This window comes from Acinetobacter sp. F9, from assembly GCF_019195275.1.
Classification (GTDB): Bacteria; Pseudomonadota; Gammaproteobacteria; order Pseudomonadales; family Moraxellaceae; genus Acinetobacter; species Acinetobacter pseudolwoffii.
This window is the reverse complement of the sequence record NZ_CP078068.1, coordinates 1,360,131-1,383,175: the sequence shown is the minus strand read 5'-3', so window position 1 is coordinate 1,383,175 and position 23,045 is coordinate 1,360,131. Positions and strand designations below refer to the sequence as shown.

General features: G+C 44.0%; 19 protein-coding genes and 1 pseudogene. 9 read left to right on the top strand and 11 right to left on the bottom strand.

Annotated elements, in window-relative coordinates:
• Positions 1–12: 12 nt before the first annotated feature.
• A complete protein-coding gene (hflX, locus tag KT990_RS06655; RefSeq protein ID WP_218209355.1) occupies positions 13–1,353 on the bottom strand; it encodes a ribosome rescue GTPase HflX in 1,341 nt (446 codons plus the stop codon).
• A 77-nt stretch (positions 1,354–1,430) separates the two neighbouring features.
• A complete protein-coding gene (locus tag KT990_RS13610; protein WP_005098021.1) occupies positions 1,431–1,562 on the bottom strand; it encodes a hypothetical protein in 132 nt (43 codons plus the stop codon).
• 189 nt (positions 1,563–1,751) lie between these two features.
• Here KT990_RS13610 and KT990_RS06650 point away from each other — a divergent pair, with 189 nt between their 5' ends.
• Positions 1,752–2,558, top strand: coding sequence for a lysophospholipid acyltransferase family protein (locus KT990_RS06650; protein ID WP_218209354.1), 807 nt, complete (start codon positions 1,752–1,754; stop codon positions 2,556–2,558).
• A 295-nt stretch (positions 2,559–2,853) separates the two neighbouring features.
• Here KT990_RS06650 and KT990_RS06645 read toward each other — a convergent pair whose 3' ends face one another.
• Entirely contained in the window at positions 2,854–4,488 is a 1,635-nt protein-coding gene (locus tag KT990_RS06645; RefSeq protein ID WP_081273091.1) for a phospholipase D family protein, read from the bottom strand.
• Between the two features lie 101 nt (positions 4,489–4,589).
• Here KT990_RS06645 and KT990_RS06640 point away from each other — a divergent pair, with 101 nt between their 5' ends.
• The gene (locus KT990_RS06640; RefSeq protein WP_034608396.1) at positions 4,590–5,600 is read left to right on the top strand and encodes a metallophosphoesterase; all 1,011 of its coding nucleotides are present in this window, start codon (positions 4,590–4,592) and stop codon (positions 5,598–5,600) included.
• Between the two features lie 24 nt (positions 5,601–5,624).
• Here the strand turns inward: KT990_RS06640 and KT990_RS06635 are convergent, their stop codons facing one another.
• The 3 genes from KT990_RS06635 to trhA form a co-directional block, all read right to left on the bottom strand.
• Positions 5,625–6,026, bottom strand: a complete 402-nt coding sequence (locus KT990_RS06635) for a hypothetical protein (RefSeq protein ID WP_100357973.1) — start codon at positions 6,024–6,026, stop codon at positions 5,625–5,627.
• A gap of 130 nt (positions 6,027–6,156) precedes the next feature.
• The gene (locus tag KT990_RS06630; protein WP_218209353.1) at positions 6,157–7,464 is read right to left on the bottom strand and encodes an MFS transporter; all 1,308 of its coding nucleotides are present in this window, start codon (positions 7,462–7,464) and stop codon (positions 6,157–6,159) included.
• 142 nt (positions 7,465–7,606) lie between these two features.
• Complete coding sequence (gene trhA / locus KT990_RS06625) at positions 7,607–8,251, bottom strand: PAQR family membrane homeostasis protein TrhA (RefSeq protein ID WP_005263655.1); 645 nt, start codon at positions 8,249–8,251, stop codon at positions 7,607–7,609.
• Between the two features lie 103 nt (positions 8,252–8,354).
• Between trhA and KT990_RS06620 the strand changes: the two genes are divergently transcribed.
• Positions 8,355–9,578 carry a class I SAM-dependent methyltransferase gene (locus KT990_RS06620; protein WP_005169484.1) on the top strand — a complete coding sequence of 408 codons (1,224 nt, stop codon included), beginning with the start codon at positions 8,355–8,357 and terminating at the stop codon, positions 9,576–9,578.
• The gene (locus KT990_RS06615; RefSeq protein ID WP_005169487.1) at positions 9,572–10,003 is read left to right on the top strand and encodes a GNAT family N-acetyltransferase; all 432 of its coding nucleotides are present in this window, start codon (positions 9,572–9,574) and stop codon (positions 10,001–10,003) included. The genes KT990_RS06620 and KT990_RS06615 overlap by 7 nt, the downstream gene beginning before the upstream one ends.
• 70 nt (positions 10,004–10,073) lie before the next feature.
• Here KT990_RS06615 and KT990_RS06610 read toward each other — a convergent pair whose 3' ends face one another.
• The 4 genes from KT990_RS06610 to KT990_RS06595 all read right to left on the bottom strand — a co-directional run bounded on the left by KT990_RS06610 (position 10,074) and on the right by KT990_RS06595 (position 15,394).
• Positions 10,074–10,415: a hypothetical protein gene (locus tag KT990_RS06610; RefSeq protein ID WP_034608399.1), complete on the bottom strand. Its 342-nt coding sequence runs from the start codon at positions 10,413–10,415 to the stop codon at positions 10,074–10,076.
• Positions 10,416–10,575: 160 nt separating this feature from the next.
• The gene (locus KT990_RS06605) at positions 10,576–12,711 is read right to left on the bottom strand and encodes a 3-hydroxyacyl-CoA dehydrogenase NAD-binding domain-containing protein (protein ID WP_218209352.1); all 2,136 of its coding nucleotides are present in this window, start codon (positions 12,709–12,711) and stop codon (positions 10,576–10,578) included.
• 296 nt (positions 12,712–13,007) lie between these two features.
• A complete protein-coding gene (locus KT990_RS06600; protein WP_218209351.1) occupies positions 13,008–14,213 on the bottom strand; it encodes an acetyl-CoA C-acetyltransferase in 1,206 nt (401 codons plus the stop codon).
• A gap of 170 nt (positions 14,214–14,383) precedes the next feature.
• Positions 14,384–15,394 (bottom strand): AraC family transcriptional regulator, encoded by a 1,011-nt coding sequence (locus KT990_RS06595; protein ID WP_005169495.1) that lies wholly within the window; start codon positions 15,392–15,394, stop codon positions 14,384–14,386.
• Between the two features lie 213 nt (positions 15,395–15,607).
• Between KT990_RS06595 and KT990_RS06590 the strand changes: the two genes are divergently transcribed.
• From KT990_RS06590 to KT990_RS06570, 5 genes and pseudogenes are all read left to right on the top strand, one after another.
• Positions 15,608–16,729, top strand: coding sequence for a CaiB/BaiF CoA transferase family protein (locus tag KT990_RS06590; RefSeq protein WP_218209350.1), 1,122 nt, complete (start codon positions 15,608–15,610; stop codon positions 16,727–16,729).
• A gap of 258 nt (positions 16,730–16,987) precedes the next feature.
• Positions 16,988–18,631 carry a nitrite/sulfite reductase gene (locus tag KT990_RS06585; protein WP_005098006.1) on the top strand — a complete coding sequence of 548 codons (1,644 nt, stop codon included), beginning with the start codon at positions 16,988–16,990 and terminating at the stop codon, positions 18,629–18,631.
• Positions 18,624–19,109, top strand: coding sequence for a DUF934 domain-containing protein (locus tag KT990_RS06580; protein ID WP_005098005.1), 486 nt, complete (start codon positions 18,624–18,626; stop codon positions 19,107–19,109). The genes KT990_RS06585 and KT990_RS06580 overlap by 8 nt, the downstream gene beginning before the upstream one ends.
• 287 nt (positions 19,110–19,396) lie before the next feature.
• Positions 19,397–20,383, top strand: coding sequence for a diaminopimelate dehydrogenase (locus KT990_RS06575; protein WP_100535384.1), 987 nt, complete (start codon positions 19,397–19,399; stop codon positions 20,381–20,383).
• A gap of 129 nt (positions 20,384–20,512) precedes the next feature.
• Positions 20,513–21,723, top strand: a pseudogene (locus tag KT990_RS06570) (IS4 family transposase).
• Positions 21,724–21,863: 140 nt separating this feature from the next.
• Here the strand turns inward: KT990_RS06570 and KT990_RS06565 are convergent.
• A complete protein-coding gene (locus KT990_RS06565; RefSeq protein ID WP_218209349.1) occupies positions 21,864–23,039 on the bottom strand; it encodes a thiolase family protein in 1,176 nt (391 codons plus the stop codon).
• Between the last annotated feature and the right edge of the window lie 6 nt (positions 23,040–23,045).

Here is a 23,045-nt window from a genome sequence, read left to right as displayed (position 1 = left end):
ACTTATCAAGTTTTACTCGATCTTTGACCGGATTTCAAACGCTTCCAGTGGACGTTGAAACTGCTGTGCCTGTTTTCCCAAAATTTCATCTAAAGGTAAATGCGCCTGTTTAATCAGCTGCTCCAGTTTTTGTGCTGCAATCCGAATATGTAAATGCAGCTGACCTTCATCATCATAATGTTCTGACTGGATTACATTTAAACCATAAAGCTGGTTGCGCAGCTTGCCGTAGGCGGGTTTCAGAATCAGGTCAAAGGATTGCAATTGTCCCATCAGGGCTTCATGTACCGCTTTACGCAGCAGGTCGATCCCTTCGCCACTATGTGCTGAAACATAGACACGTTCTGGCTCGCCCGGGCGTCGATAAATAATTTTGGCCTCATCGCCGCTACAGTCAATTTTATTGTAAACCTGCAGGATCGGAACATCGGCACCAATTTCTTTCAGGACTTTTTCAACCGCTTCAATCTGCTCCAGCATTTCTGGACTACTTGAATCGATGACATGCAGCAACAGGGTAGCTTCTACGGTTTCTTCCAGGGTCGCCTTAAAGGATTCAACCAGCGAGTGGGAAAGATTGCGAACAAAACCCACCGTATCTGCCAGTACCAGATTACCGATGCCATCCCATTCCAGACGTCTTAAAGTCGGGTCCAAGGTGGCAAAAAGCTGATCGGCTGCATAGACATCACTCTTGGCCAGCCGGTTAAACAGGGTCGATTTGCCGGCATTGGTATAACCGACCAAAGACACAGTTGGGACAGCTGCTTTTTGACGGGCAATACGACCTTGCATTCGGGTCTGGCGGACTTTATCAATTTTGGCTTTCAGTTGTCCCATGCGAATACGCAGTAAACGACGGTCAGTTTCAAGCAGGGTTTCACCCGGGCCACGCAAGCCAATGCCGCCTTTTTGGCTGTCGAGATTGCCACGGCTGCGAATTAAGCGGGATGATAAATGTTGCAGTTGTGCCAGTTCGACTTGCAGCTTGCCTTCATAGGTACGGGCACGCTGGGCGAAAATATCTAAAATCAGTTCGGTACGATCGACCACACGGCACTTGATGACCTGTTCCAGATTGCGGGCCTGGGCCGGTGTCAGGGCATGATCAACAATGACCAGATTGGCGTCCAGTTCTTCTACGCATTCGGCGATTTCTTCTGCTTTGCCTGACCCGATAAAAAATTTGGCATCCGGTTTGACGCGTTGAGCATGAATATGTTCCAGAATTTCGGCATCTGCAGATTGCGCCAGCAGATTAAACTCTTCAGCATCAAGGTCATCCAGCATTTGTACGCTGACACTCACCAGAATGACGCGTTCTTTCCCCCGATGTTGTTCTAAATATTCCACTCAGGCCAATCTCCACTTGAAAGCTTTAGTGTAGTTGAAAAAGAGCGAGGCAGATACTGAATTAGCGCGGCTTTGGTTTAAAGTGCGGTGACAAACAGTTGTGCAAGTGTTACCAGTACAGCGGCATAGATACAGGTACCACCCAAAATATATTTGAGCACTTGTAAAGGCTGAAGCTTTTCATTCGCAGGCTGGGTTTGATCTGGCATGGCAGCGATCCTTTTTAATCTAATATTCCGATGTTTTTATTTTAAATGATTTGTTAATCCAATTAAAATTGAAGATATAGATCTTATTGGTCGGTTTTTATTATCAATGCATGTTGCGAATGAACAGTATAGAATGAGTTTAATTCGTGGATATTCCCTGTATCTAGCTTAGGATTTAGTGACGTTTTTATGAACCCAACTGTACAAGATCAAACATCTCACCGACATGGCTTGGCAAAATTCTGGCTTTATACGCGAAAAGTAACAGCTTCACTGGCTGTTATCAGTGAAGGGTTCTATTTGGTTTTCCGTCACGGTTTATACAAAAATCCGAACAATCCAACCAATACCCGTTATGTGCAACATTTTTGTCGACAGTTGTGCAAAGTATTCAACATAGAAGTCCAGGTGCACGGTGAAATTCCGCGCGAACCCGCTTTATGGGTGAGTAACCATGTGTCCTGGCTCGATATTGCAGTTTTAGGTTCAGGGGCACGCGTATTTTTTCTGGCCAAAGCAGAAATTGAAAACTGGCCAATTCTGGGTAAATTGGCCAAAGGTGGCGGCACTTTATTTATCAAACGTGGTTCTGGTGATTCGGTGCGTATCCGCGAACAGATTACCGGATTTTTAAAACAGAATATTCCCGTATTATTTTTTCCTGAAGCCACCACTTCAGATGGGCGAGCCATTAAAAAAGTACACGGCCGGATTTTGGGTGCTGCGATTGAGGCACAGCGTCCTGTGCAAATTTGCCTGATTTGTTATGTGAATCAGCAGGGCGACCTCGATGTGGTTGCGCCGTTTATCAATGACATCAGTTTTGCAGCCCATGTCAAAAAAGTACTGGAAATGCCACAAGTGATTGCACATTTAGTGGCTTTACCTGCAATCGCGACTGAGGGGCACACTGTTGAAAGCCTGACCCGTGTGGTACAGCAAACCATGCAGGCTGGCTTGGTGGAGTTGCAATCGCGTGTAGTAGAAAAGACTTAATAAAAAACAACTGGATGAGAAATTTAGGCATTTGATATCTATTCTTGGGAATAGACGTGTATAGCCTCATCTTTGCTTTAAACATTTAAATGGCTTTGTGTTGGCAAAACTCTACTTTTGACAGACCCAAAGTAGGCAAAAGTCTTTATTAGCCATACACGACGTCCTGTCGTGATGGATAATGTGTGGCATCCTTGCCACACTCATATCTCTGAAACTTGGGGCAAATCCATGAGAAGCAGGCAGTGTTAAATAAGAGGCTATTTTAAATAGTTCAACTCAAGCTGTTTGTCACTTACATAAACCCTTCGATCGGCAACCAGGACATCAGTTTGAGTCCAGCTTTTTGGTACCATCTTATTCCGGGTTCTTTGGTGAAGGTTTTAACCTCTCCATTGGCTTTCTTGATTTTCCAGTTAATATTCTGGTTGGCATCCAGCACCAGTTTATAGGCATATTTACTTAAGTTCTGATCCATGGTTTGGTGCACTGCCTGTGCTAAAGATGGACTATTCAGTAAGACACCAATTTCAGTGTTGAGATAGGCAGAACGTGGATCAAAGTTAAAAGAACCAATAAACACCTGTTTTTGATCGATTGCCATCAGCTTGGCATGTAGGCTGGAGCGGCTTAAACCTTTCAGGCTGACTTTGGCTTTTTTGGAAATTTCCGCTGTATTGGCATTGAGATGATCGGCATCTGGCGCTGCAAGGAACTCATATAGCTGCACATCATTTTCCAATAAATCCTGACGATATTTGGCATAAAAGGCATGTACAACGGCAACATCATTGGCTTTAAACGAATTGGTCAAGACACGGACCTCGATATTTTCATCCGCCAGTTTCTTTAAACGATCTGCGCCAATTTTTTCCGGAACAAAATAGGCAGAGACAATATCAACACTTTGTTCAGGTTTTTCCAGATGTTGTAATAACTGGAAGTTGAGATGTTCTTCGGCTTTGGCCTTGGCCTTGATTTTGCTTGGAGGATCTTTGACCACTTCGGCTTCGACCCAATCCAGTTGAATGTTTTGTTCCAGCCATTGGTCAAATGCTCTGGAACGATTTGCCAGATCCAGATAATTCTGTGTGGCCTGATCCTGACTGTGCTTTTCCAGTTGTTGTTTCAGGCTTGGAAAGCGTAAGCCATGATGGCGCGGATTGACAATCTGTTGCACCGGATAGGCATAATCATCATTCCAGTATTCATCGAAGGAATGAATGATTTCATCCGATGCTGCACCGACCAGCATCACATCGACATCGGAAAACTGATAAATTTCACTGACATTATAATATTGGTTACTCATATTGCGTCCACCAATCAGGGCAATCTGGTTGTCGGCAATAAAACTTTTATTATGCATGCGGCGATTAATACGCTTTAAATCCAGCACCATGTCCATGGCACGATATTTTCGAAAACGGTAGGGATTATACAGTTTAACATCGATATTCTGATGCTGGTTTAAGGCCAGATAAATACCTTCCATTTTCTTGGCATTATTGTCATCCATTAGCAGACGCACTTTTACGCCACGATCTGCCGCCTGAATAATCGCATGCAGGGCAAGGGTGCCAATCCGGTCGTTGTCCCAAATATAATACTGTAGATCCAGACTACGCTCGGCCTTGTTAATCAGCTGGATACGCGCACCCAGTGCTTCGAGTGGGTCATAGAGCACACGATAACCGGTCAGGCCGATGTTCTGTTCACGTAAAGGTTCAACAATTTGCGCCAAACTGGTTTGTGAGGTATCTGTTTCAAATGCCATCTGGCTAGGCTGCTCAGTTTGCTTGGGCAAAGTACTGCATGCAGGAAGACCCAAGATCATGCTACAGCTCAGTAAAATTCCAGCTTTATAGCGGTAAATTGATGAAAAGCAGGAAAATTTTGAATGAGCTTGAACGTGGGGAGCAGTGGCCATATAAGTCGAAGAATGAAAAATTAGAATTGAGTATAATTGCCAGCTATGAAAAGATAAATATAAAGCCAGTAATCAGCTTCTCGACTCGACAAGGCAAATCTATGTGGGATACCAGTTCCGTACTTTTTTATTTTTATTTAGGCATGGCCATTCTGGCCATCTGGGCTGTGTACCAGGCATGGTCTAGTCAATCTCGTACCGAGACTATTCATCCATTTAAAGCATTTTGTCATTTGTTGGCTTTTTACCTGTCCTATTTACTGGTTCCACTGGTGTTCTTCAGTATTTATGCCGGATGGAGCGGTTATTATTCCTTGCATGAAGCTGTTTTTGTATTTTTGATCAGCGCCGTCTTGAGTTATGCACGCTTTATCGAGCCGCATTTAATTCAAGTGAAAACGACACAATATCAGATCAATGCGGATAAACGCTTAAAGCAACCCGTCCGGATTGCCCTGATTGCAGATTTACATATCGGTCTGTTTTCTGGTCATGAACGGCAGTTGCGACAAATTGTGCATAAGTTAAATCATGTTCAACCCGATTTGGTGGTGGTGGCCGGAGACTGGACTTATGAGCCGGAAAATAAACTGGCACAAGAACTGGCAGTTTTAAAAGAAATTCATGCCCCAGTCTATTCCGTCAATGGCAATCATGACGAGCAATATCCGGGACCACCGATTCAGGAACTGTTGCATTATGCACTGCAAGTCAATCAGGTCATGGATATTGAAGGGCAAATTGTCGAATTTGATGAATTTCGGCTCTTGGGTGTGGGCGATCTCTGGGCGGGTAAAGCCGATATGCGCAGTCTGCCAGATTTACCTCAGGACAAGCCTTGGGTCATTTTGTCGCATAATCCCGATACGGTGGATATGATTCCCAAATTGCCGACACGTCCTCTCATGCTGGCTGGACATACCCATGGCGGACAGGTGGAATTGCCTTGGCTGACCGATTATGTCATGAAAAAAGTATCAATTTTGGGGCACAAGAAGGGCATGTACCGTCATGAACATGCAGATGTGTTTGTCACGGTTGGCACCGGTTTGGTCGGCGTACCTTTTCGTTTTCGAGTACCACCCACCATTGATATTATTGAACTGATCTAAATGGAGATATTGTCCTGTTCAGCTTTAACTGATGATCCAGATCAGGATCAATAACAGCACTGCAATGGCTGCCAGAATCCAGATTTTATTTTCAATTTTTCGGGTTGGGACGTCTTCGCGTAATTGTCGTGCGGTGATTTCAGCTTCTGTGGGGGTATTCAGGCTCGGATGGGTCGGAATTTCAAGGGGAGGCGTTACCAGGTCAATCTCACCCGCATCATCACTAAAGCGCGGTCCTGTGCTTTCAGTTTTCATGACCACATCGTGCTCACGGACAATTTCCTCAATCACTTGCAGCGCCTGGATTTCATCCAAGGTCGTGTGCTCGGTGATATAGCGAACGGCCTCTATTTTTTTATCATCTTCCAGCAAAATAATAATATTGACCAACTGTTCCTGGGTTAGGGATTCAATAAGTTCCTGCATTGCCTTGCCTCATTGTCTGGTTGAGTCCATTTGATTGTTGAGCAAATTTAACGAGATAAGTAGCAGAGTTTTGTTGTGAAATCATAAAAAAGCCAGCATCGAATGCTGGCTTTTAAATCAAACTAAGACTTTAAATTTGATTATTTACATCATCATTCTTGGTTTCACGAATCAACAGAAATGCAATCAGTGACAGGATTGATGCTGCAGTCAGGTAATAACCGACTGCAGACAGACCATAAGTTGTTGCCAGTTTGGTGGCAATCAGCGGAGCAAAGGATGCACCAAAGATGCCTGCCAGGTTAAAGGTCAATGCAGAACCGGTATAACGTACTGAAGTCGGGAATATTTCAGACAATACAGTACCGATTGGCCCATAGGTTAAGCCCATGATCGCCAGACCAATACACAAGAACAGGAATACCACCAGCGTGCTGCCAGATTCCAGCATATCTGCAAAGAAAATCCCGAAGATGGCAGAGATAACACAGACTGCAATCGAGGTGGTTTTACGGCCAAATTTCTCGGCCAATACTGCAGAAAGTGGGATAAAGGCAGCAAAACATAGGGTTGCAACCAACTGCAATTGCAGGAATTCTTCACGAGAATAACCTAGCTGTTTAGTACCCCATTGCAATGCAAATACTGTGGTGAGGTAGAACACCACGAAGGTACAAATTGCAGCGATGGTGCCGAGTATCAGCATGCGAGAATGTTTTTTGAAGACTTGAACAAATGGAATGTTCACTTCTTTTTGTTTATCTAGCACCTTTTGGAATGCCGGGGTTTCATGCAGTTTTAAACGAATCCATAAACCGACAATCACCAGCAAGGCACTTGAGATAAATGGAATACGCCAGCCCCAAGCCATAAAGTCAGCCTCAGACATGAAAGCGCCCAACGTCAGGAAAGAACCTGTTGCCAGAATAAAGCCGATTGGAGCACCCAGTTGCGGGAACATGCCATACCAGGCACGTTTACCTTCAGGTGCATTCTCGGTGGCAAGAAGTACTGCACCTGACCATTCACCACCCAGCCCCAAGCCCTGACCTAAACGACAGAGTGCAAGCAAGAGTGGTGCAGCAATCCCGATTTGCGCATAAGTGGGCAAGAGGCCAATCGCAACGGTGGAAATACCCATGGTCAGCAAGGCAGCGACCAATGTGGCTTTTCGCCCGATCCGGTCACCCAAATGACCAAAGAGTGCCGCACCAATCGGGCGGGCAATAAAGGCAATGGCGAAAGTGGCAAGCGACTGAATGGTGGCAGTCATCGGATCTGTACTTGCAGGGAAGAACAGATATGGAAAAATAATGACAGCAGCAGTGGCATAGATATAAAAATCGAAGAACTCGATTGTAGTACCGACCAAGCTCGCGGTTAAAACGCGAAATTTTGAATTTTGTGCTGGCTGAGCAGCAGAATTAGACGACGCCATGAAGAACCTTACACTTACTAAAAATAAAAAAGCTTAGTTTTAAAAGCGTAATCTTTTTAAAAAAGGCGTAATTTTTTAAAAAAACAACTGCAATCTTCTCGCTTTAACTCGCTCAGGGTCACTGAAATGAAAAAGAAGATGATTAAATCACGTAAAGATAGATAGACAGAAAATGTGATCCTGCGCCTATCAATACAAATATGTGCCAGATAGCGTGGGTATATCTTACTCTTTTTAAAGCGTAAAACAATGCACCTACGGTATAAGCCAATCCGCCAATGATCAGAAAGGTCAAAGATTGAGCACTGAGATATTGTTGCATATCATCCATCACCAGTAGCGCCAGCCAGCCCATGGCCAGATAAGCCGCCAAAGAAATTTTCTGGAAACGATGAATGAAAACGAACTTGAACAGTGTACCAATGAGGGCGATCACCCAGAGTGCAATCAATAAATACTGGGCTTTGGCTGTTGGAATGGCAATTGACAGGAAAGGCGTATAGGTTCCGGCGATTAAATAATAAATTGCAGTATGATCAACTTTTTTATAAAAATAACGACGGTCTGCTGAGGTGGCCATGTGATAGAGCATCGACGCAGAGAACAGCAAGATCATGCTCAGCGCGTAGACCCAAAGTCCAATCCATTGTCCAGTACTGAGATAAGACCCTTTAATAATCAAAAGAATACCAGCAATTACCGATAGTCCAGCACCCACAGCATGACTGATATAATTAATTCGTTCCTCAGTGTGATCATAATCTGGAACCAGCGGCGCATTCTGCATGATTGTCATTCTTCTTTAAAATATACATTTGTATAGTAATTCAATTTTGCTTTTAGGTTAAGAAGATTTAAACTTGAGGGGCAATTCATTTCAGGTTTTATCTATGTCAACGTTGGCAACTCTCTCAGACCAAGAACAGCAGTTTTTAGATGTATTTCAGCAAGCTGTTGAAAGTGATCAATTTGATCGTCTGATCTTAAGCCAGTATAAAGGTGAACTGCAGGATTTAGAGAAAATGACCTTGCGAGTCATTTCATTAAATGGGCAAAAAGTACTGAGCTGTTTGTATCGCCATAAAACTCAGGATGTCACCAAAAACTATCCTTTAGCGGATGCACTGGCACAGGTGACAGTATTATTAGCATGTTGCAAGCAAGCCAATTTAATGACGCTAGATGAAGAATTACAGCTGAAAAAAAACAAGAAAAAAGCCATGTTGACCCGTACTAAAAACAAAAACTCGACGCTTCAGGTCAAGTCCGCTGAACAGGGTCATGACCGGATTAAACAACGTTATGTTGATCAGGACAGCATCTTTTTACAGCATCTCGGCATTAGCGATCATAACGCGCAGATCATTCCGAGCATGGCGCGTAAATGGAAACAGATTAATAAATTTGTCGAGATTTTTTCGGGTGCATTGGCGCAACTCAAGCCACAAGTCGAAGGTCTGCGTGTGGTGGATTTTGGCTCTGGTAAAGGCTATCTGACCTGTGCTTTATATGACTATATGCAAAAACATGGTGAGACGCCGTGGGTTACAGGGGTGGAACTGAATCCGAAAATGGTCGAGTTCTGCCAAAAGGTCGCGCAACAATCTGGCTTTGATCAGCTCGACTTTTTTCAGGGCGATGTGCGTACTTATGCACCGAAACGCCTGGATGTAATGATCGCTTTGCATGCCTGTGATGTGGCAACGGATTTTGCGATTCACAGCGGTATTCGCCTGAATGCACAGATGATCATGTGTGCGCCATGTTGCCATAAGGAATTGCGCCCACAGTTACAGGCGCCAAAAGTGCTGAGTCCGATGCTGCAATTTGGTATTCATGCCGGTCAACAGGCAGAAATGCTGACCGATACCATTCGTGCGTTATTGCTGAAAGCCTATGGTTATGAAACCAAAGTTTTTGAGTTTGTGGCACTGGAACATACCAGTAAAAATAAAATGATTCTGGCGACGAAACGCAAAGATTACCAACAACCCGATCAGGAGGTCTTGAAACAGATTCAGGACTTGAAAGAAATGTACGCTATCCAAAAACATTCACTGGAATTGTTATTGAATAATCAGTGGGATCAGCAGGGGATTGGTTCTAAATGCTAAAGGATTCAGAGCTTAAAATTGTTTCGGGTGGTTGGGAGGATTTAGCGAAGCATGCCAAAACCATTCGCGAAGCCGTGTTTATTCAAGAACAGAATATCGCTGCTGAAGAAGAATGGGATGAGCAAGATGCCATTTCCATCCATTTTGTGGTCTATGAAAAGGGGCATGCGATAGCCACTGCAAGATTGCTGGCGAATAACAGTGTAGGTCGTGTTGCAGTGTTAAAGCCACATCGTGGCTTGAAGATCGGGCAGCAATTGATGCAGGCGATTATCGATTATGCCAAAGCAGATCATCGAAAAGATTTAAAACTGTCTTCGCAAGTACATGCCATCGGTTTTTATCAGGCATTGGGTTTTAAGGTTCAGGGCGAAGACTATCTGGATTGCGGCATCCCGCATATTAATATGTATTTAAACCTTTAATTTTTTAGTTATTGAGATACAAAAAAGCGAGGCATTGACCTCGCTTTTTTACGCCCTTACTGAATCAAGATCAGTGGCCATGCGCTGAGCTATGCTCGGCACTCTCCATATTGGCATGTTCTTCAGTTGACATATTATGTTCATTCGCTGTTGTATCGGAATGAGCCGTATTGGCAGTCGCACGTGCCTCACGATCTGCTTGAGCCTTCGCAATTGCTTCAGGAGACATGGTCGGTGCATTTTTAAAAGCATGCTGCTGGGTGGTTTGTTTATTTTGCTGGCTTGGCATGTAATCCGGTTCATTCGTCACCGCAAGCCAAAAAATAAACATGAATAATCCACCTAAAATACAGAAGATAATAAGTGCTTTCCAACCCCAAGGGGATTTTTCAGGTGAACTGTGATCAGTCATAGGTCTTACCCACGTGGATATCAAACTTATGTAACTTTATAACATAAATTGATCAAAAAGCAGATCAAAATCTGTCATTAGACGAGTGTATCCAGTGATTCAGCTAGATCCGGAAAATAAAAAGAGCAACTCAGTTCCTCTTTTTATTTAGAGCTCAAAATTATTGAATTGGCTGGCCTTCTGCTGCCCGGTCTTTCAGGAGTTGCGGTGCTTTGAAGCGTTCACCATACTTATTTTCGAGTACCTTGGCACGGGTCAGCGCCTTGGCCAGACCATACTGATTTAAGAATTGCACCGCGCCACCCGTCCAGGCTGCAAAGCCAATGCCAAAAATGGAACCGACATTGGCATCGACCACAGACTCCAGCACGCCTTCTTCCAGACAGCGCACGGTATCCAGTGCCTGCACAAACAGCAAACGATCCATCATTTCCTGTTCAGAAAGATCAACCTCTTTTTTCCAGTGGTTGAGACCCGTCCAGAGCTGCTTTTTACCATTTTCTGGATAATCATAAAAACCTGCCCCGGCAGCCTTACCTTTGCGGTTAAACTCATGAATCATACTGTGAATAACTTCATCTGCGGGTGATTTGGTGATGGTCTGACCTTGTGCTTCTAAGGCTTTGTATCTTTCATTGGCCACATGTTCGGAGAGGGTCAAGGACACTTCATCCTGAATGGCCAAAGGCCCGACTGGCATACCGGCTTTGAGTGCGGCCATTTCAATCCGTGCCGGATGCACGCCTTCTGCCAGCAGGCGCAAACCTTCTTGAACGAACGTACCAAAGACACGACTGGTAAAGAAGCCACGGCTGTCATTTACCACAATCGGTAATTTGCCAATCTGCTGGACAAAGTCAAAGGCTTTGGCCAGTGTTTCTGCTGAAGTATTTTGCCCCTTGATAATTTCGACCAGCTGCATTTTATCGACTGGACTAAAGAAATGCAGACCGATAAAGTTCTGATCATTTTTTGAAGCCTGAGCTAAATCTGTAATAGGCAGGGTCGAAGTATTCGATGCCATCACGCCATGACTGGCAAGATACTGTTCTGCTTCTTGTGTGACTTGAGCTTTCAGTGCGGGATTTTCAAACACCGCTTCAATGATCAGGTCACAACCGGCCAGATCTTGATTGGATGCAGTCGCTTGAATCAGGCTTAAAACCTGATCTCGTTGATCAGCAGATAAACGTCCTTGAGCTACTTTTTTATCCAGCAGTTTCTGGCTATAAGCTTTACCTTTTTCAGCCGCTTCAATCGAAATGTCTTTTAAAATAACCTGAATGCCTTTGCTGGCAGTCACATAAGCAATGCCTGCACCCATCATGCCTGCGCCCAGAATGCCAACTTTAGTGGCTTTCCATTTCGCAATCTTTTGGGGACGGCTGGCACCGGATTTGATCGCATTCAATCCATGCCAAAAAGTAGCGATCATATTTTTAGAAATCTGACCGGTGGCCAGATAAGTAAAGTAACGCGATTCAATGGTCAGCGCCGTATCGACATCGACCTGAGCACCTTCTACCGCTGCCGACATGATTGCTTCAGGTGCAGGATAGCAACCTTTGGTTTTATCACGCAGCATCGCTGGGGCAATCGCCAGCATCTGTGCAACTGCTGGCGTTGAAGGGCTACCACCCGGAATTTTGTAGCCTTTTACATCAAAAGGCTGTTGTGACTTCGGATTGGCTTTGATCCAGACAATGGCTTTGTCTAAGAGTTCATCGGTATTGTCTGCCACATCGTGAATCAGCCCTAAAGATCGGGCTTTCTCTACACCCAACTGTTTGCCTTCCATCAACAAGGGAAAGGCATTTTGCAGGCCGAGCAGGCGCACGCTACGGACAATACCACCACCACCGGGTAGTAAACCCAGTGTGACTTCAGGCAGGCCAAACTTGCTTTTAGGGTCATTCAAGGCAATACGATGATGGGCACACAGAGCAATCTCCCAGCCACCGCCCAGTGCTGTGCCATTTAGTGCAGCCACAACCGGAATGCCGCGGGTTTCGATATAACGCATCTGCGCTTTCATCTCTTCAATCATGTTGAAGAATTCAGTCGCATGTTCAGGTGTAGCTTGAATCAGTTCATCCAGATCGCCACCGGCAAAGAAGGTTTTTTTCGCAGACCGGAAAATGATGCCAGTAATATTTTCATCAGCTTTGAGTTTTTCTACGGTTTCAGCCAAAGCGCTACGAAAATCTGCATTCATGGTATTGGCAGACTGGTTTGGAGAATCAAAGGTCAGAATGACGATATTATCTTCAGTTTTTTGATATTGAATTGCGCTCATAAATTTTTATCCAGATCATAATGGGATGAATTTGGAATTAATATCCTGATTAGATTTTAGAAATTTTCCTTATTCCGGAGCCTTTCCAAATTCATCTAAATTCTTGGTTTAAGCTTCAGTTCGACCTGCCTTACGAAATGTATTTCTCATTTAGCAAAAGTAGGCAAAACCATTGTCATACGCAAAATCTATTAATTTTGTAAAACAATGATCTTGCGCTAAAACCAAAGCAGTGCTTTGGTTTTGCTCAGGTTGCATATGACTAAAACGTGAATCAAACACTTTAAATATTTGAGTTAAACCAATTCAATAATGGTGGCGATGCCCATACCGCCACCGACACACAGTGTGGCTAGTCCACGTTTTTTGCCTTGGCGTTCTAACTCATCCAGTAAAGTTCCCAGAATCATCGCGCCTGTTGCGCCCAATGGATGACCCATAGCGATTGCACCACCATTCACATTCACTTTCGCTGGATCAACATTGAGTTCGCTAATAAATCGCATCACCACCGCAGCAAAAGCTTCATTGACTTCAAACAGGTCAATATCATCAATCGTCAAGCCAGCTTTAGCCAAAGCTTTACGTGCTGCCGGGGCAGGGCCGGTCAGCATAATGGTAGGATCAGCCCCGACCAGCGCCGTGGCCAGTACTTTGGCACGCGGTTTTAAACCTTGTTCTTTGACCGCTTGTTCCGATGCGATGAGAACCACGGCTGCACCATCGACGATTCCGGAAGAATTCCCGGCATGATGCACATGATTCACCGTGCCAACTTCAGGATATTTTTGTAGGGCGATGGCATCAAAGCCCATCTGTCCCATGGTCGCGAAACTAGGATTGAGTTTGCCTAAGCCTTCAGCAGTTGTGGTCGGTTTGATAAATTCGTCTTTGTCCAGAATCACCACACCGGCCTTGTCTTTGACCGGGATAACAGAAGCGTTGAAATAACCATTGGCTTGTGCGGCAGCGGCTTTCTTCTGGGATTGCTCGGCAAACTGGTCTACGTCGGTGCGGCTATAACCGTCAATCGTGGCAATCAAGTCCGCGCCAATACCTTGCGGAATAAAATCACAGGCCATATTGGTTTCGGGATCCAGTGCCCAAGGGCCGCCATCGGAACCCATCGGCACGCGGGACATGGATTCGACGCCGCCTGCAACGACCAGATCTTCCCAGCCAGAACGGATTTTTTGTGCAGCCAGATTGACAGCTTCCAGACCGGAAGCACAGAAACGGTTGATTTGTACACCGGCGACATCATTGTCCCAACCCGCTGCGATCGCCGCGGTTTTGGCAATATCGGCGCCTTGATCACCAATCGGAGTGACACAACCCAGCACAATATCATCGACTTTTGATGTATCAAATTGATGACGTGCCTGAAGTTCGTTAAGCAAGCCAGTCAGTAATGAAATGGGTTTGACTTGATGTAAAGATCCATCTTTTTTACCTTTTCCGCGTGGCGTGCGAATGGCGTCGATAATATATGCCTCGCTCATAGCATGTCCCTTTTATTAATTTGCTGAAAATTATTCTAATGACTCGAGTGTAATACTTAAATTTTGAAGTGCAATGACGAGAACGGACCAGATCATTTGATGATTTTTGCCAATAAAAAAAGCCCAGGTCTGGAAACCTGGGCTGGAGAAGAGGATATCCAGAATTTTAATTAATGATAACCATGCAACTGGCGATATAGACCTGGGGTTACACCGGTCCATTTCTTGAAGGCACGATGGAAGGTACTGGTTTCACTGAAACCGACCTGCTGCGCGACATCTTCGAGGGTTAGATCTGGATTCAATAACAGATGAATCGCGGCATCACGGCGCAAGGCATCTTTCACACCTTGATAGCTTTTACCTTCGGCTGCCAGACGGCGGCGCAAGGTTTGAGGAGATAAATACAGCATTGACGCGACATCGTTTAATGTCGGCATTTCTTCGCCAATCTGGCTCTTCAATACATCACGGATTCTTGAGGTCAGCGAGTTGGTATTTTTAAACTTCACCAAGAGCTGAGCAGGCGCAGCTTTCAAGAATTCCTCTAAGGTTTCTTCATTCTGACGGATCGGCAGGTCCAGATAGTCCGCAGCAAAGGTGATTTCGGTGCGTGGCATGTCGAACTGCATTACCGGCGCAAAGAACAGGGCATCATATTCATCGGCATGGGCTGGACGTGGATAGCTAAAATGCACACGTTCCAGCGGTAAACGACGTTCAATCAGCCAAGATGCCAGACCATGCCAGATCATCAGCATACTTTCGGTAATAAAATGATCCGGATCCATTGCATTTGGAATGAGGGGCACCAGACGTGCTTCGTGTTTGTCACGTTCCAGGGTCACCGACCAGTCATCACCGAAGAGTTTATAGAACTGTGAGGAAAGTTCCAGTGCATCACCGAGGGTTTTGGCATGAATGATGAGCTGACACATGATGGCAAAAGTGCCCAATCGGCGTTGCTGTTTGTCAAAGCCAACATGCTCGTCCTGGGTCACCATCCATAACATTTTAATAAAGCGGGTATATTGTTCAGGTGAAATACGGGCTTTAGGTTGATGCAGCAGTTCTGCTTCAATTCCGACGTGAGACAATAAAGTATCGACATCCATGCCTAGACGCTTGACGCCAGATAAGGCTGCATTGACGAAATGGATACTGATCGTATCACGACTCATGTTTAATCCTTCAGTCTCTTTAATGTTCACTAATATTTGACCTAAATGACGAAAAATAATAAAGCAATGGCAATTTACAAGAACACCTTTGCCATTTTCTTACATATTAGATTGCCGAAACTATCAAGGTAAATGGCTGAACATGACATTGTTTTTATGCATTTATGTTTCTATGATGCTGAAAAAAGCAATATAAGTAGAGCAAATACTCCAATGTCATATACCTTAAAAGGATTGAAAATTCTAGACTTTTCTACATTATTACCAGGCCCATTCGCGACATTATATCTGGCTGATCTCGGCGCCGAGGTTGTGCATATTGAATCACCGACCCGCCCGGACCTGTTGCGATTAATGCCCCCCTTTGCCAATGGACAGGCCACCTCACAGAGTTATCTGAACCGAAACAAGCAATCGGTAGCACTGGATTTGAAAGATCCGGCCAATATCGAACTGGTCAAATCCAAGATTGCAGATTATGACATTGTGATTGAGCAATTCCGTCCCGGCGTGATGCAACGGCTTGGACTGGACTACTCAATCTTAAGCGAAATTAACCCCAAATTAATTTACTGTTCTATCACTGGTTATGGCCAAACCGGTACTTATAAAGCGAAAGCAGGACATGATATTAACTATCTGGCCTTGTCCGGTATTGCTGGACACAGTGGCCGGATCGAAAGTGGGCCACCTGCTTTAGGCATTCAGGTTGCCGATGTAGCCGGTGGTTCCATGCATGCCGTGATTGCAATTCTGGCAGCGGTGATCGAACGCCAGCGCAGCGGTAAAGGTCAATATATTGATATTTCCATGACCGATTGTGTGGTCACCATGAATAATCTGGCCGCATCTGCTAGTCTGGCCGGCAATCAGCATCAACGACCTGAGTCTGGCTATCTGAATGGCGGGACTTTCTATGACTATTATGCAACACAGGATGGACGTTATCTGTCGATTGGCAGTCTGGAACCTCAATTTATGCAGGGATTGGCACAGGCTTTAGAGCTGCCGATTATTCTAGAAAAAGGCAATTCTTTTGCTCCAGAAGATCGTGCTGCGGTGAAACAGGCAATTCAAAATAGAATAAAGTCAAAATCATTAGCGGAATGGCAAACACTATTCGCAGCGCTGGATGTCTGTGTTGAGCCGGTGCTAAAACTTGAAGAAGCTTTGCATTCTGATTTAGCGCAACAGCGAGAATGGCTAGTTCAGGTTCCATTAAAACCCGATAGTCAGCAGACCGAAGCACAACTGGCCTGTCCGATTAAATTTTCACGTTCAAAGATACGTTATGATTTTGTCGGTCAGTTTTTGGGTGAGAGTGAAAAATGGTAATATTTTTAATTATTTAAAAGACAAAAAAGGATAAAAATATAGAAATATCACTATATGAAAATAACTGCTAATGATTGATGAATTAAAGCATTATTGCTTTAAAACTACACTAAATGCGCTAAACCGTGATATCAGTGAAACTTTGGCAGGCTTATCAATAAAACAGCTATGAAATATGTATAAAAAGCATTTTATTGATAGGTTTAATCTCGCTATCCTTACGCTCGATATAATAGAAACTACTAGCAGCTGTACGCCATGTATTTATATACTGATTTCGATCAGCAACTGATTAATGAACGTGTTGCACAGTTCCGTGACCAAACGGAACGTTATTTAGCCGGTAAACTCACCGAAGATGAGTATCGTCCGCTTCGTCTGCAAAATGGTCTGTATGTACAGCGTTATGCGCCGATGTTACGTATTGCAGTGCCTTATGGTTTGATGAACTCAAAGCAACTGCGTAAAGTGGCTGATTTGGCTAAAGAATATGACCGTGGTTACGCGCATATTTCGACCCGTCAAAACATCCAGTTTAACTGGCCGGCACTGGAAAACGTGCCAGATATGCTGGCTGAACTGGCGACCGTGCAAATGCATGCGATTCAGACTTCAGGCAACTGTATCCGTAATACCACGACGGATCAGTATGCCGGTGTAGTGGCTGGTGAAATTGCCGATCCGCGTCCGACCTGTGAATTGATCCGTCAATGGTCAACTTTCCATCCGGAATTTGCCTTCTTGCCACGTAAGTTCAAGATTGCAGTCTCTGCGCTTGAAGAAACCGATCGTGCCGCCACTGCATTCCACGATATCGGTGTATATATTGTGCGTAATGAAGCCGGCGAAATGGGCTATAAAATCAAAGTGGGTGGTGGTCTCGGCCGTACGCCAGTGATTGGCAGCTTTATCCGTGAGTTCCTGCCACGTGAAGACCTGATTGCTTATCTTGAAGCAGTGCTTCGTGTGTATAACTTGCATGGTCGTCGCGACAACAAATATAAAGCCCGTATCAAAATTTTGGTCAAAGCTTTAACGCCAGCGGTATTTGCTGAGAAAGTTGAAGCTGAATTTGCGCATACTGTTAAGACTTTGAAAATCGATGCAGACACCTTGGCAAAAATGGATGAGAACTTCACCCCATTTGATTATCAAGATTATGCAGATGAAGATTTTACTGAATTGTTTGCGCAATATCCAAAATTCAAACAGTGGTTCAATATCAATACCAATGCCCATAAAGTGAAAGGTTATCGTATTGTGACGATTTCACTGAAACGTGCCGGCATTGCACCGGGTGATGTCAGCACCGAAGAAATGAACCTGATTGCAGACCTTGCCGATCAGTACACTTTCGGTGAATTACGTACCACGCATGAACAAAATATCTCGCTGGTCGATGTGCCGCAAAAAGATTTGTTCGCTGTATGGCAAACTCTTGAACAAAACAACCTGGCACGTGCCCATATCGGTTTCTTGACCGACATCATCTGCTGCCCGGGCGGTGATTTCTGTTCATTGGCCAATGCAAAATCGATTCCGATTTCTGAAGCGATTTCACGCCGTTTTGATGATCTGGATACCATTTACAACTTGGGTAAACTGGACTTGAACATCTCTGGTTGTATGAATGCCTGTGGTCATCACCATGTCGGTAATATCGGGATCTTGGGTGTTGATAAAAAAGGCGCTGAATTCTACCAGATCACGCTTGGCGGTAATGCAGACCATGATGCCTCAATTGGCGACATTCTTGGGCCGTCATTTGCAGCAGATGTAGTGCCGGATATTGTAGAAGAAATTCTTAATACCTATCTTGATCTACGTCAGGATGCTGAAGAGTTTATCGATACTTATCGCCGTGTTGGCATCCAACCATTCAAGGAGCGTGCATATGCTTAATACCGCACTCGCAGTGCTCTCTAAAGATGGCACAGTGACAGAAAATACTTACCAGCTCATCGGTGAAGAGGGTGTTTTACCACAAGGTGATGTGGTTCTGACGGTAGATCAGTTAGATCAACTTCGCCATGTTTCAGGTAAAAAAGCATTGTACTTAACCGTTGATGCTTCACCTGAAAGCAATGAATTTCCGCTAGCTCAATTAGATGCAATCTTTATTGAATTCGCCGGTTTTAATGATGGCCGTGGCTATTCATTTGCAGCACTTTTACGCCGTCAAGGTTTCCAAGGCGAACTTCGTGCCACTGGTGATGTATTCAAAGATGTGTTGAACTACATGAAGCGTTCTGGTTTCGATACTTTCGTGATTAAAGAAGGTAAAGACATTCAGGAGGCGGCTGCCGGTTTAAATGATTTTAAAAATCCGTACCAGGCATCGACCGCGGTGAATCAGGCAAATTATCAAACAGGTGCCTAACCTGAGAGTTAAAAAGCTTGTCTGTAAATAAGTCTATTTTTCTTATAAACAAAAAGCCTGCAATGCAGGCTTTTTGTTTGCTTTAGACGATAGATATGATTGTTTCTATACTATCCTGAATGCTTTAAATTGCTGCGAATTGCTGTAGCATAAGTATCTTTATGCTGAGAGTAACGCGAGCAGAGCGCTAATTTTCGAGTATGCAAAATCAATCAAGAGGGCGATTTTAATGGGATCGTCATCTGATTTATTTTTTTAATTTTTTCATGATGAAGTGACTTGTCTTTATGCAAAATTCTATCCGTATTGGTATTGCTGGTTATGGCAACTTGGGTCGTGGCGTTGAAACCGCCATTCAAAAGAATCCAGATTTACAACTTGTGGGTATTTTTACCCGTCGTGCGCCTGAAACGGTATCTCCTTGTTTCGCAGCAACCCAAGTGTTCCATATGGACTCACTGACAGATTTCCAAGATAAAATTGATGTGCTGATTTTATGTGGCGGTTCAAAAGACGACTTACCGCAACAAGGTCCGATCTTGGCCAGCCAGTTTAATATTGTCGATAGTTTTGACACCCACGCACGTATTCCTGAATATTATGCAGCGGTCGATGCACCTGCAACAGCCAGCAAGAAAACTGCGATGATCTCCATTGGTTGGGATCCAGGCATGTTCTCGATCAATCGCTTATTTGGTGAAGCTTTACTGCCAGACGGTGAAACCTATACTTTCTGGGGCAAAGGCTTAAGCCAGGGTCATTCAGATGCCATTCGTCGTGTAGAAGGTGTGAAAGCAGGGGTGCAATATACCATTCCTTCAACAGAAGCAATTGAGAAAGTACGTAGTGGTGTTCGTCCAGTATTAACGACCAAAGAAAAACATACCCGTGAGTGTTATGTGGTGCTTGCAGAGGGTGCAGATGCAGAAGCAGTGAAGCAAGCGATTGTGACCATGCCGGATTATTTTGCCGACTATGACACGACTGTGAATTTCATTGATGAAGTAACTTTAGCACAAGATCACCAGCGTATGCCGCATGGTGGTTTTGTGATTCGTAGTGGAAACACCAGTGATGCACATAAACAAGTGCTTGAGTTTTCATTAAAACTAGAAAGTAATCCAGAATTTACAGCCAGCGTTTTAGTTGCTTATGCACGTGCAACTTATCGTTTAAATCAAATGCAGCAGTATGGTGCAAAAACAGCATTTGATGTGGCACCGGGCTTGTTGTCAATGAAATCACCTGAGCAACTTCGTAAAGAAATTCTTTAAGTCTTATCATTTAAAGTACAGCTTTGAATATTTGACGATAAAAAGCCTCCAATCGGAGTAATGCCAGTCAGTTAAGCAAAAAAAGTTAAAATGCTGTAAAAAGAGCGTATGTAAATACGCTCTTTTTTTATGAATTTATCTCAGAATTTAGATTTAACATTAAAACAAACCCTACCTTCACTTTCACAATTCAGTGAATTGATTGATTTAAACTGGATTGAAGATTGTTTAAACCAAACAGGTAAAGCATCAATTCGAAAAAGAAAACTGCCTGCTGAACATGTTGTTTGGCTGGTAATCGGACTTGCTCTATTTCGAAATCAGCCGATTTGGTATGTGGTTCAACAATTGCGACTTGTTTTCGGTACGGCAGAATACTGTGTACCGAGTGCATCCGTACAAGCAAGACAGTGCTTAGGCTTAGAACTCATGAGTGCTTTATTTGCGACATTAAGTCAGGCATGGTTTAAAGACTCACAACAACAATATAGCAACTTTCACGGTCTATGCGTTTGTGCTGTAGATGGTGTGGTTTGGTCTATGCCTCATACAGAAGAAAACTTTAAGCACTTTGGTTCATCCAAAGGCAAAACAGCAGCTGCACCTTAGCCAGTCAATTAAAAGCACCAGTTCGCAGTATTACCCTATTTGATCGTGCTTACTTCTCTGCTGATTTTTTAGTGAGCTGGCAATCTCAGGCAGAAGAGAGTCATTGGTTGATGCGAGCAAAGGACAACCTGCGTTATGAAGTGATTCATCATAATGCGGCCCATGACTTTCAGATCAAAATGCCTGTTTCAGCAAGAGCAAAAAAGATAAATCCGTCATTGGGTGACTATTGGGAAGCACGTTTAATTGAAGTTGAATATGCAGGGAAAATAAGACGTTACATTACATCATTAACAGATTCTAAAGTTTATCCATTCAAAGACCTTGCAATGCTTTATATCCAGCGTTGGGAAATAGAAATGTGTTATCGGGAAATTAAAAGTGATTTACAGGATGCAAGGATTTTAAGAAGCAAACAACCTGATTTGGTCTATCAAGAATTGTGGGGAGTATTTATTGCTTATAATATCTTAAGAAGACAGATGAGGTTTATCGCTGAACATGCAAAGGTGAGTCCTTTAAGGATCAGTTTCCATATTGCATCCATGAGTATTATCAATATTTTAAGGCATACACCTTTAGAATCAGCAGGAAACCTGCCCAAACATTTAGCACAATTATTTGAACAATCTAAAATATTTGTATTACCTGAAAAAAGGCAAAGGCAATGTCCGCGAGTAGTGAAAATTAAAGCACAAAAATATCCAAGAAAATGCCAGTCAATTTCTTAACTGACTGGTATTATCCAATCGGAGGCTTTTTGATTTCTAAAATTCCCCCTCCTTTATTAAAGGATGAGGAACGATGTTCCGCAAGAGAGGAGGATTTCTAAAATCCCTCTAAATCTCTCTTTTAAAGGGGAGGCTTTTAATTAAAGCAACTCAATCGCCACAGCAGTCGCTTCACCGCCACCGATACAAAGTGCAGCAATACCACGTTTACCAGCGGTACGTTTCAGCGCATGAATCAAAGTCAGGATAATACGTGAACCGGTTGAACCGACAGGATGACCGAGGGCACAGGCACCGCCATTAATATTGACTTTTTCAGGATCAAGCTTGAACTCATCCATTGGACACATGGTCACCATGGCAAAGGCTTCATTGATTTCCCAGAGGTCGACATCTTGAGCATTCCAACCTGCTTTATCGAGAACCTTTTGAATTGCACCCACTGGCGCTATGGTAAATTCAGAAGGATGCTGTGAATTTGAAGCATAGGCAACAATTTTGGCCAAAGGATTTAAACCTTTTGCTGCGGCATGATCCGCTGAGCTAATCACCAGAGCTGATGCACCATCAGAAATTGAGCTGGCATTGGCAGCGGTAATGGTGCCGTCTTTGGCAAAGGCTGGACGCAGGGTTGGAATTTTATCAATATTGGCATTGAAGGGTTGTTCATCTTTATCAACAACCACATCACCTTTACGTGTTTTTACCGTCACAGCTACGATTTCATCAGAAAAATAGCCTTCATTCACAGCAGTTTGTGCACGTTTCAATGAGCGAATGGCGAAATCATCCATCTGTTCGCGAGTATAGCCTTTGGTATTTGCCATATCTTGGGCAAATGAACCCATCAAACGACCTGTCTCAGCATCTTCAAGACCATCTAGGAACATATGATCTTTAATTTCGCCATGTCCCATGCGGAAGCCGCCGCGCGCTTTTGGCAATACATAAGGCGCGTTGGTCATTGATTCCATCCCCCCTGCAACCACAATATTTGCAGAACCGGCTTTAATCATATCGGCTGCTTGCATCACCGCTTTCATGCCAGAACCACAGAGTTTGTTAATGGTCACAGCACCCGTTGAATCCGGAAGGCCGGCTTGACGCATCGCTTGACGTGCAGGTCCCTGTTTTAAACCTGCAGGAAGAACACAACCCATAATGACTTCTTCAATATCTGCGGGTTGTAAACCTGAACGAGCAATTGCTTCTTTAATTGAAGCGGCACCAAGTTCAGGAGCCGTTACACTGGCAAGGCTACCTTGAAAGCCACCCATGGCTGTACGTGCACCATTGACAATCACGATGTCGGTCATTGTTAT

Bases quoted from the DNA above. Each gene is read 5' to 3' on its own strand.
- KT990_RS06565 (WP_218209349.1), bottom strand. From the start codon at position 23,039: ATGACCGACATCGTGATTGTCAATGGTGCACGTACAGCCATGGGTGGC.
- KT990_RS06640 (WP_034608396.1), top strand. From the start codon at position 4,590: ATGTGGGATACCAGTTCCGTACTTTTTTATTTTTATTTAGGCATGGCC.
- KT990_RS06620 (WP_005169484.1), top strand. From the start codon at position 8,355: ATGTCAACGTTGGCAACTCTCTCAGACCAAGAACAGCAGTTTTTAGAT.
- KT990_RS06600 (WP_218209351.1), bottom strand. From the start codon at position 14,213: ATGAGCGAGGCATATATTATCGACGCCATTCGCACGCCACGCGGAAAA.
- KT990_RS06610 (WP_034608399.1), bottom strand. From the start codon at position 10,415: ATGACTGATCACAGTTCACCTGAAAAATCCCCTTGGGGTTGGAAAGCA.
- KT990_RS06615 (WP_005169487.1), top strand. From the start codon at position 9,572: ATGCTAAAGGATTCAGAGCTTAAAATTGTTTCGGGTGGTTGGGAGGAT.
- KT990_RS06585 (WP_005098006.1), top strand. From the start codon at position 16,988: ATGTATTTATATACTGATTTCGATCAGCAACTGATTAATGAACGTGTT.
- KT990_RS06635 (WP_100357973.1), bottom strand. From the start codon at position 6,026: ATGCAGGAACTTATTGAATCCCTAACCCAGGAACAGTTGGTCAATATT.
- KT990_RS06580 (WP_005098005.1), top strand. From the start codon at position 18,624: ATGCTTAATACCGCACTCGCAGTGCTCTCTAAAGATGGCACAGTGACA.
- KT990_RS06645 (WP_081273091.1), bottom strand. From the start codon at position 4,488: ATGGCCACTGCTCCCCACGTTCAAGCTCATTCAAAATTTTCCTGCTTT.
- KT990_RS06605 (WP_218209352.1), bottom strand. From the start codon at position 12,711: ATGAGCGCAATTCAATATCAAAAAACTGAAGATAATATCGTCATTCTG.
- KT990_RS06650 (WP_218209354.1), top strand. From the start codon at position 1,752: ATGAACCCAACTGTACAAGATCAAACATCTCACCGACATGGCTTGGCA.
- trhA (WP_005263655.1), bottom strand. From the start codon at position 8,251: ATGCAGAATGCGCCGCTGGTTCCAGATTATGATCACACTGAGGAACGA.
- KT990_RS06630 (WP_218209353.1), bottom strand. From the start codon at position 7,464: ATGGCGTCGTCTAATTCTGCTGCTCAGCCAGCACAAAATTCAAAATTT.
- KT990_RS06595 (WP_005169495.1), bottom strand. From the start codon at position 15,394: ATGAGTCGTGATACGATCAGTATCCATTTCGTCAATGCAGCCTTATCT.
- KT990_RS13610 (WP_005098021.1), bottom strand. From the start codon at position 1,562: ATGCCAGATCAAACCCAGCCTGCGAATGAAAAGCTTCAGCCTTTACAA.
- KT990_RS06590 (WP_218209350.1), top strand. From the start codon at position 15,608: ATGTCATATACCTTAAAAGGATTGAAAATTCTAGACTTTTCTACATTA.
- KT990_RS06575 (WP_100535384.1), top strand. From the start codon at position 19,397: ATGCAAAATTCTATCCGTATTGGTATTGCTGGTTATGGCAACTTGGGT.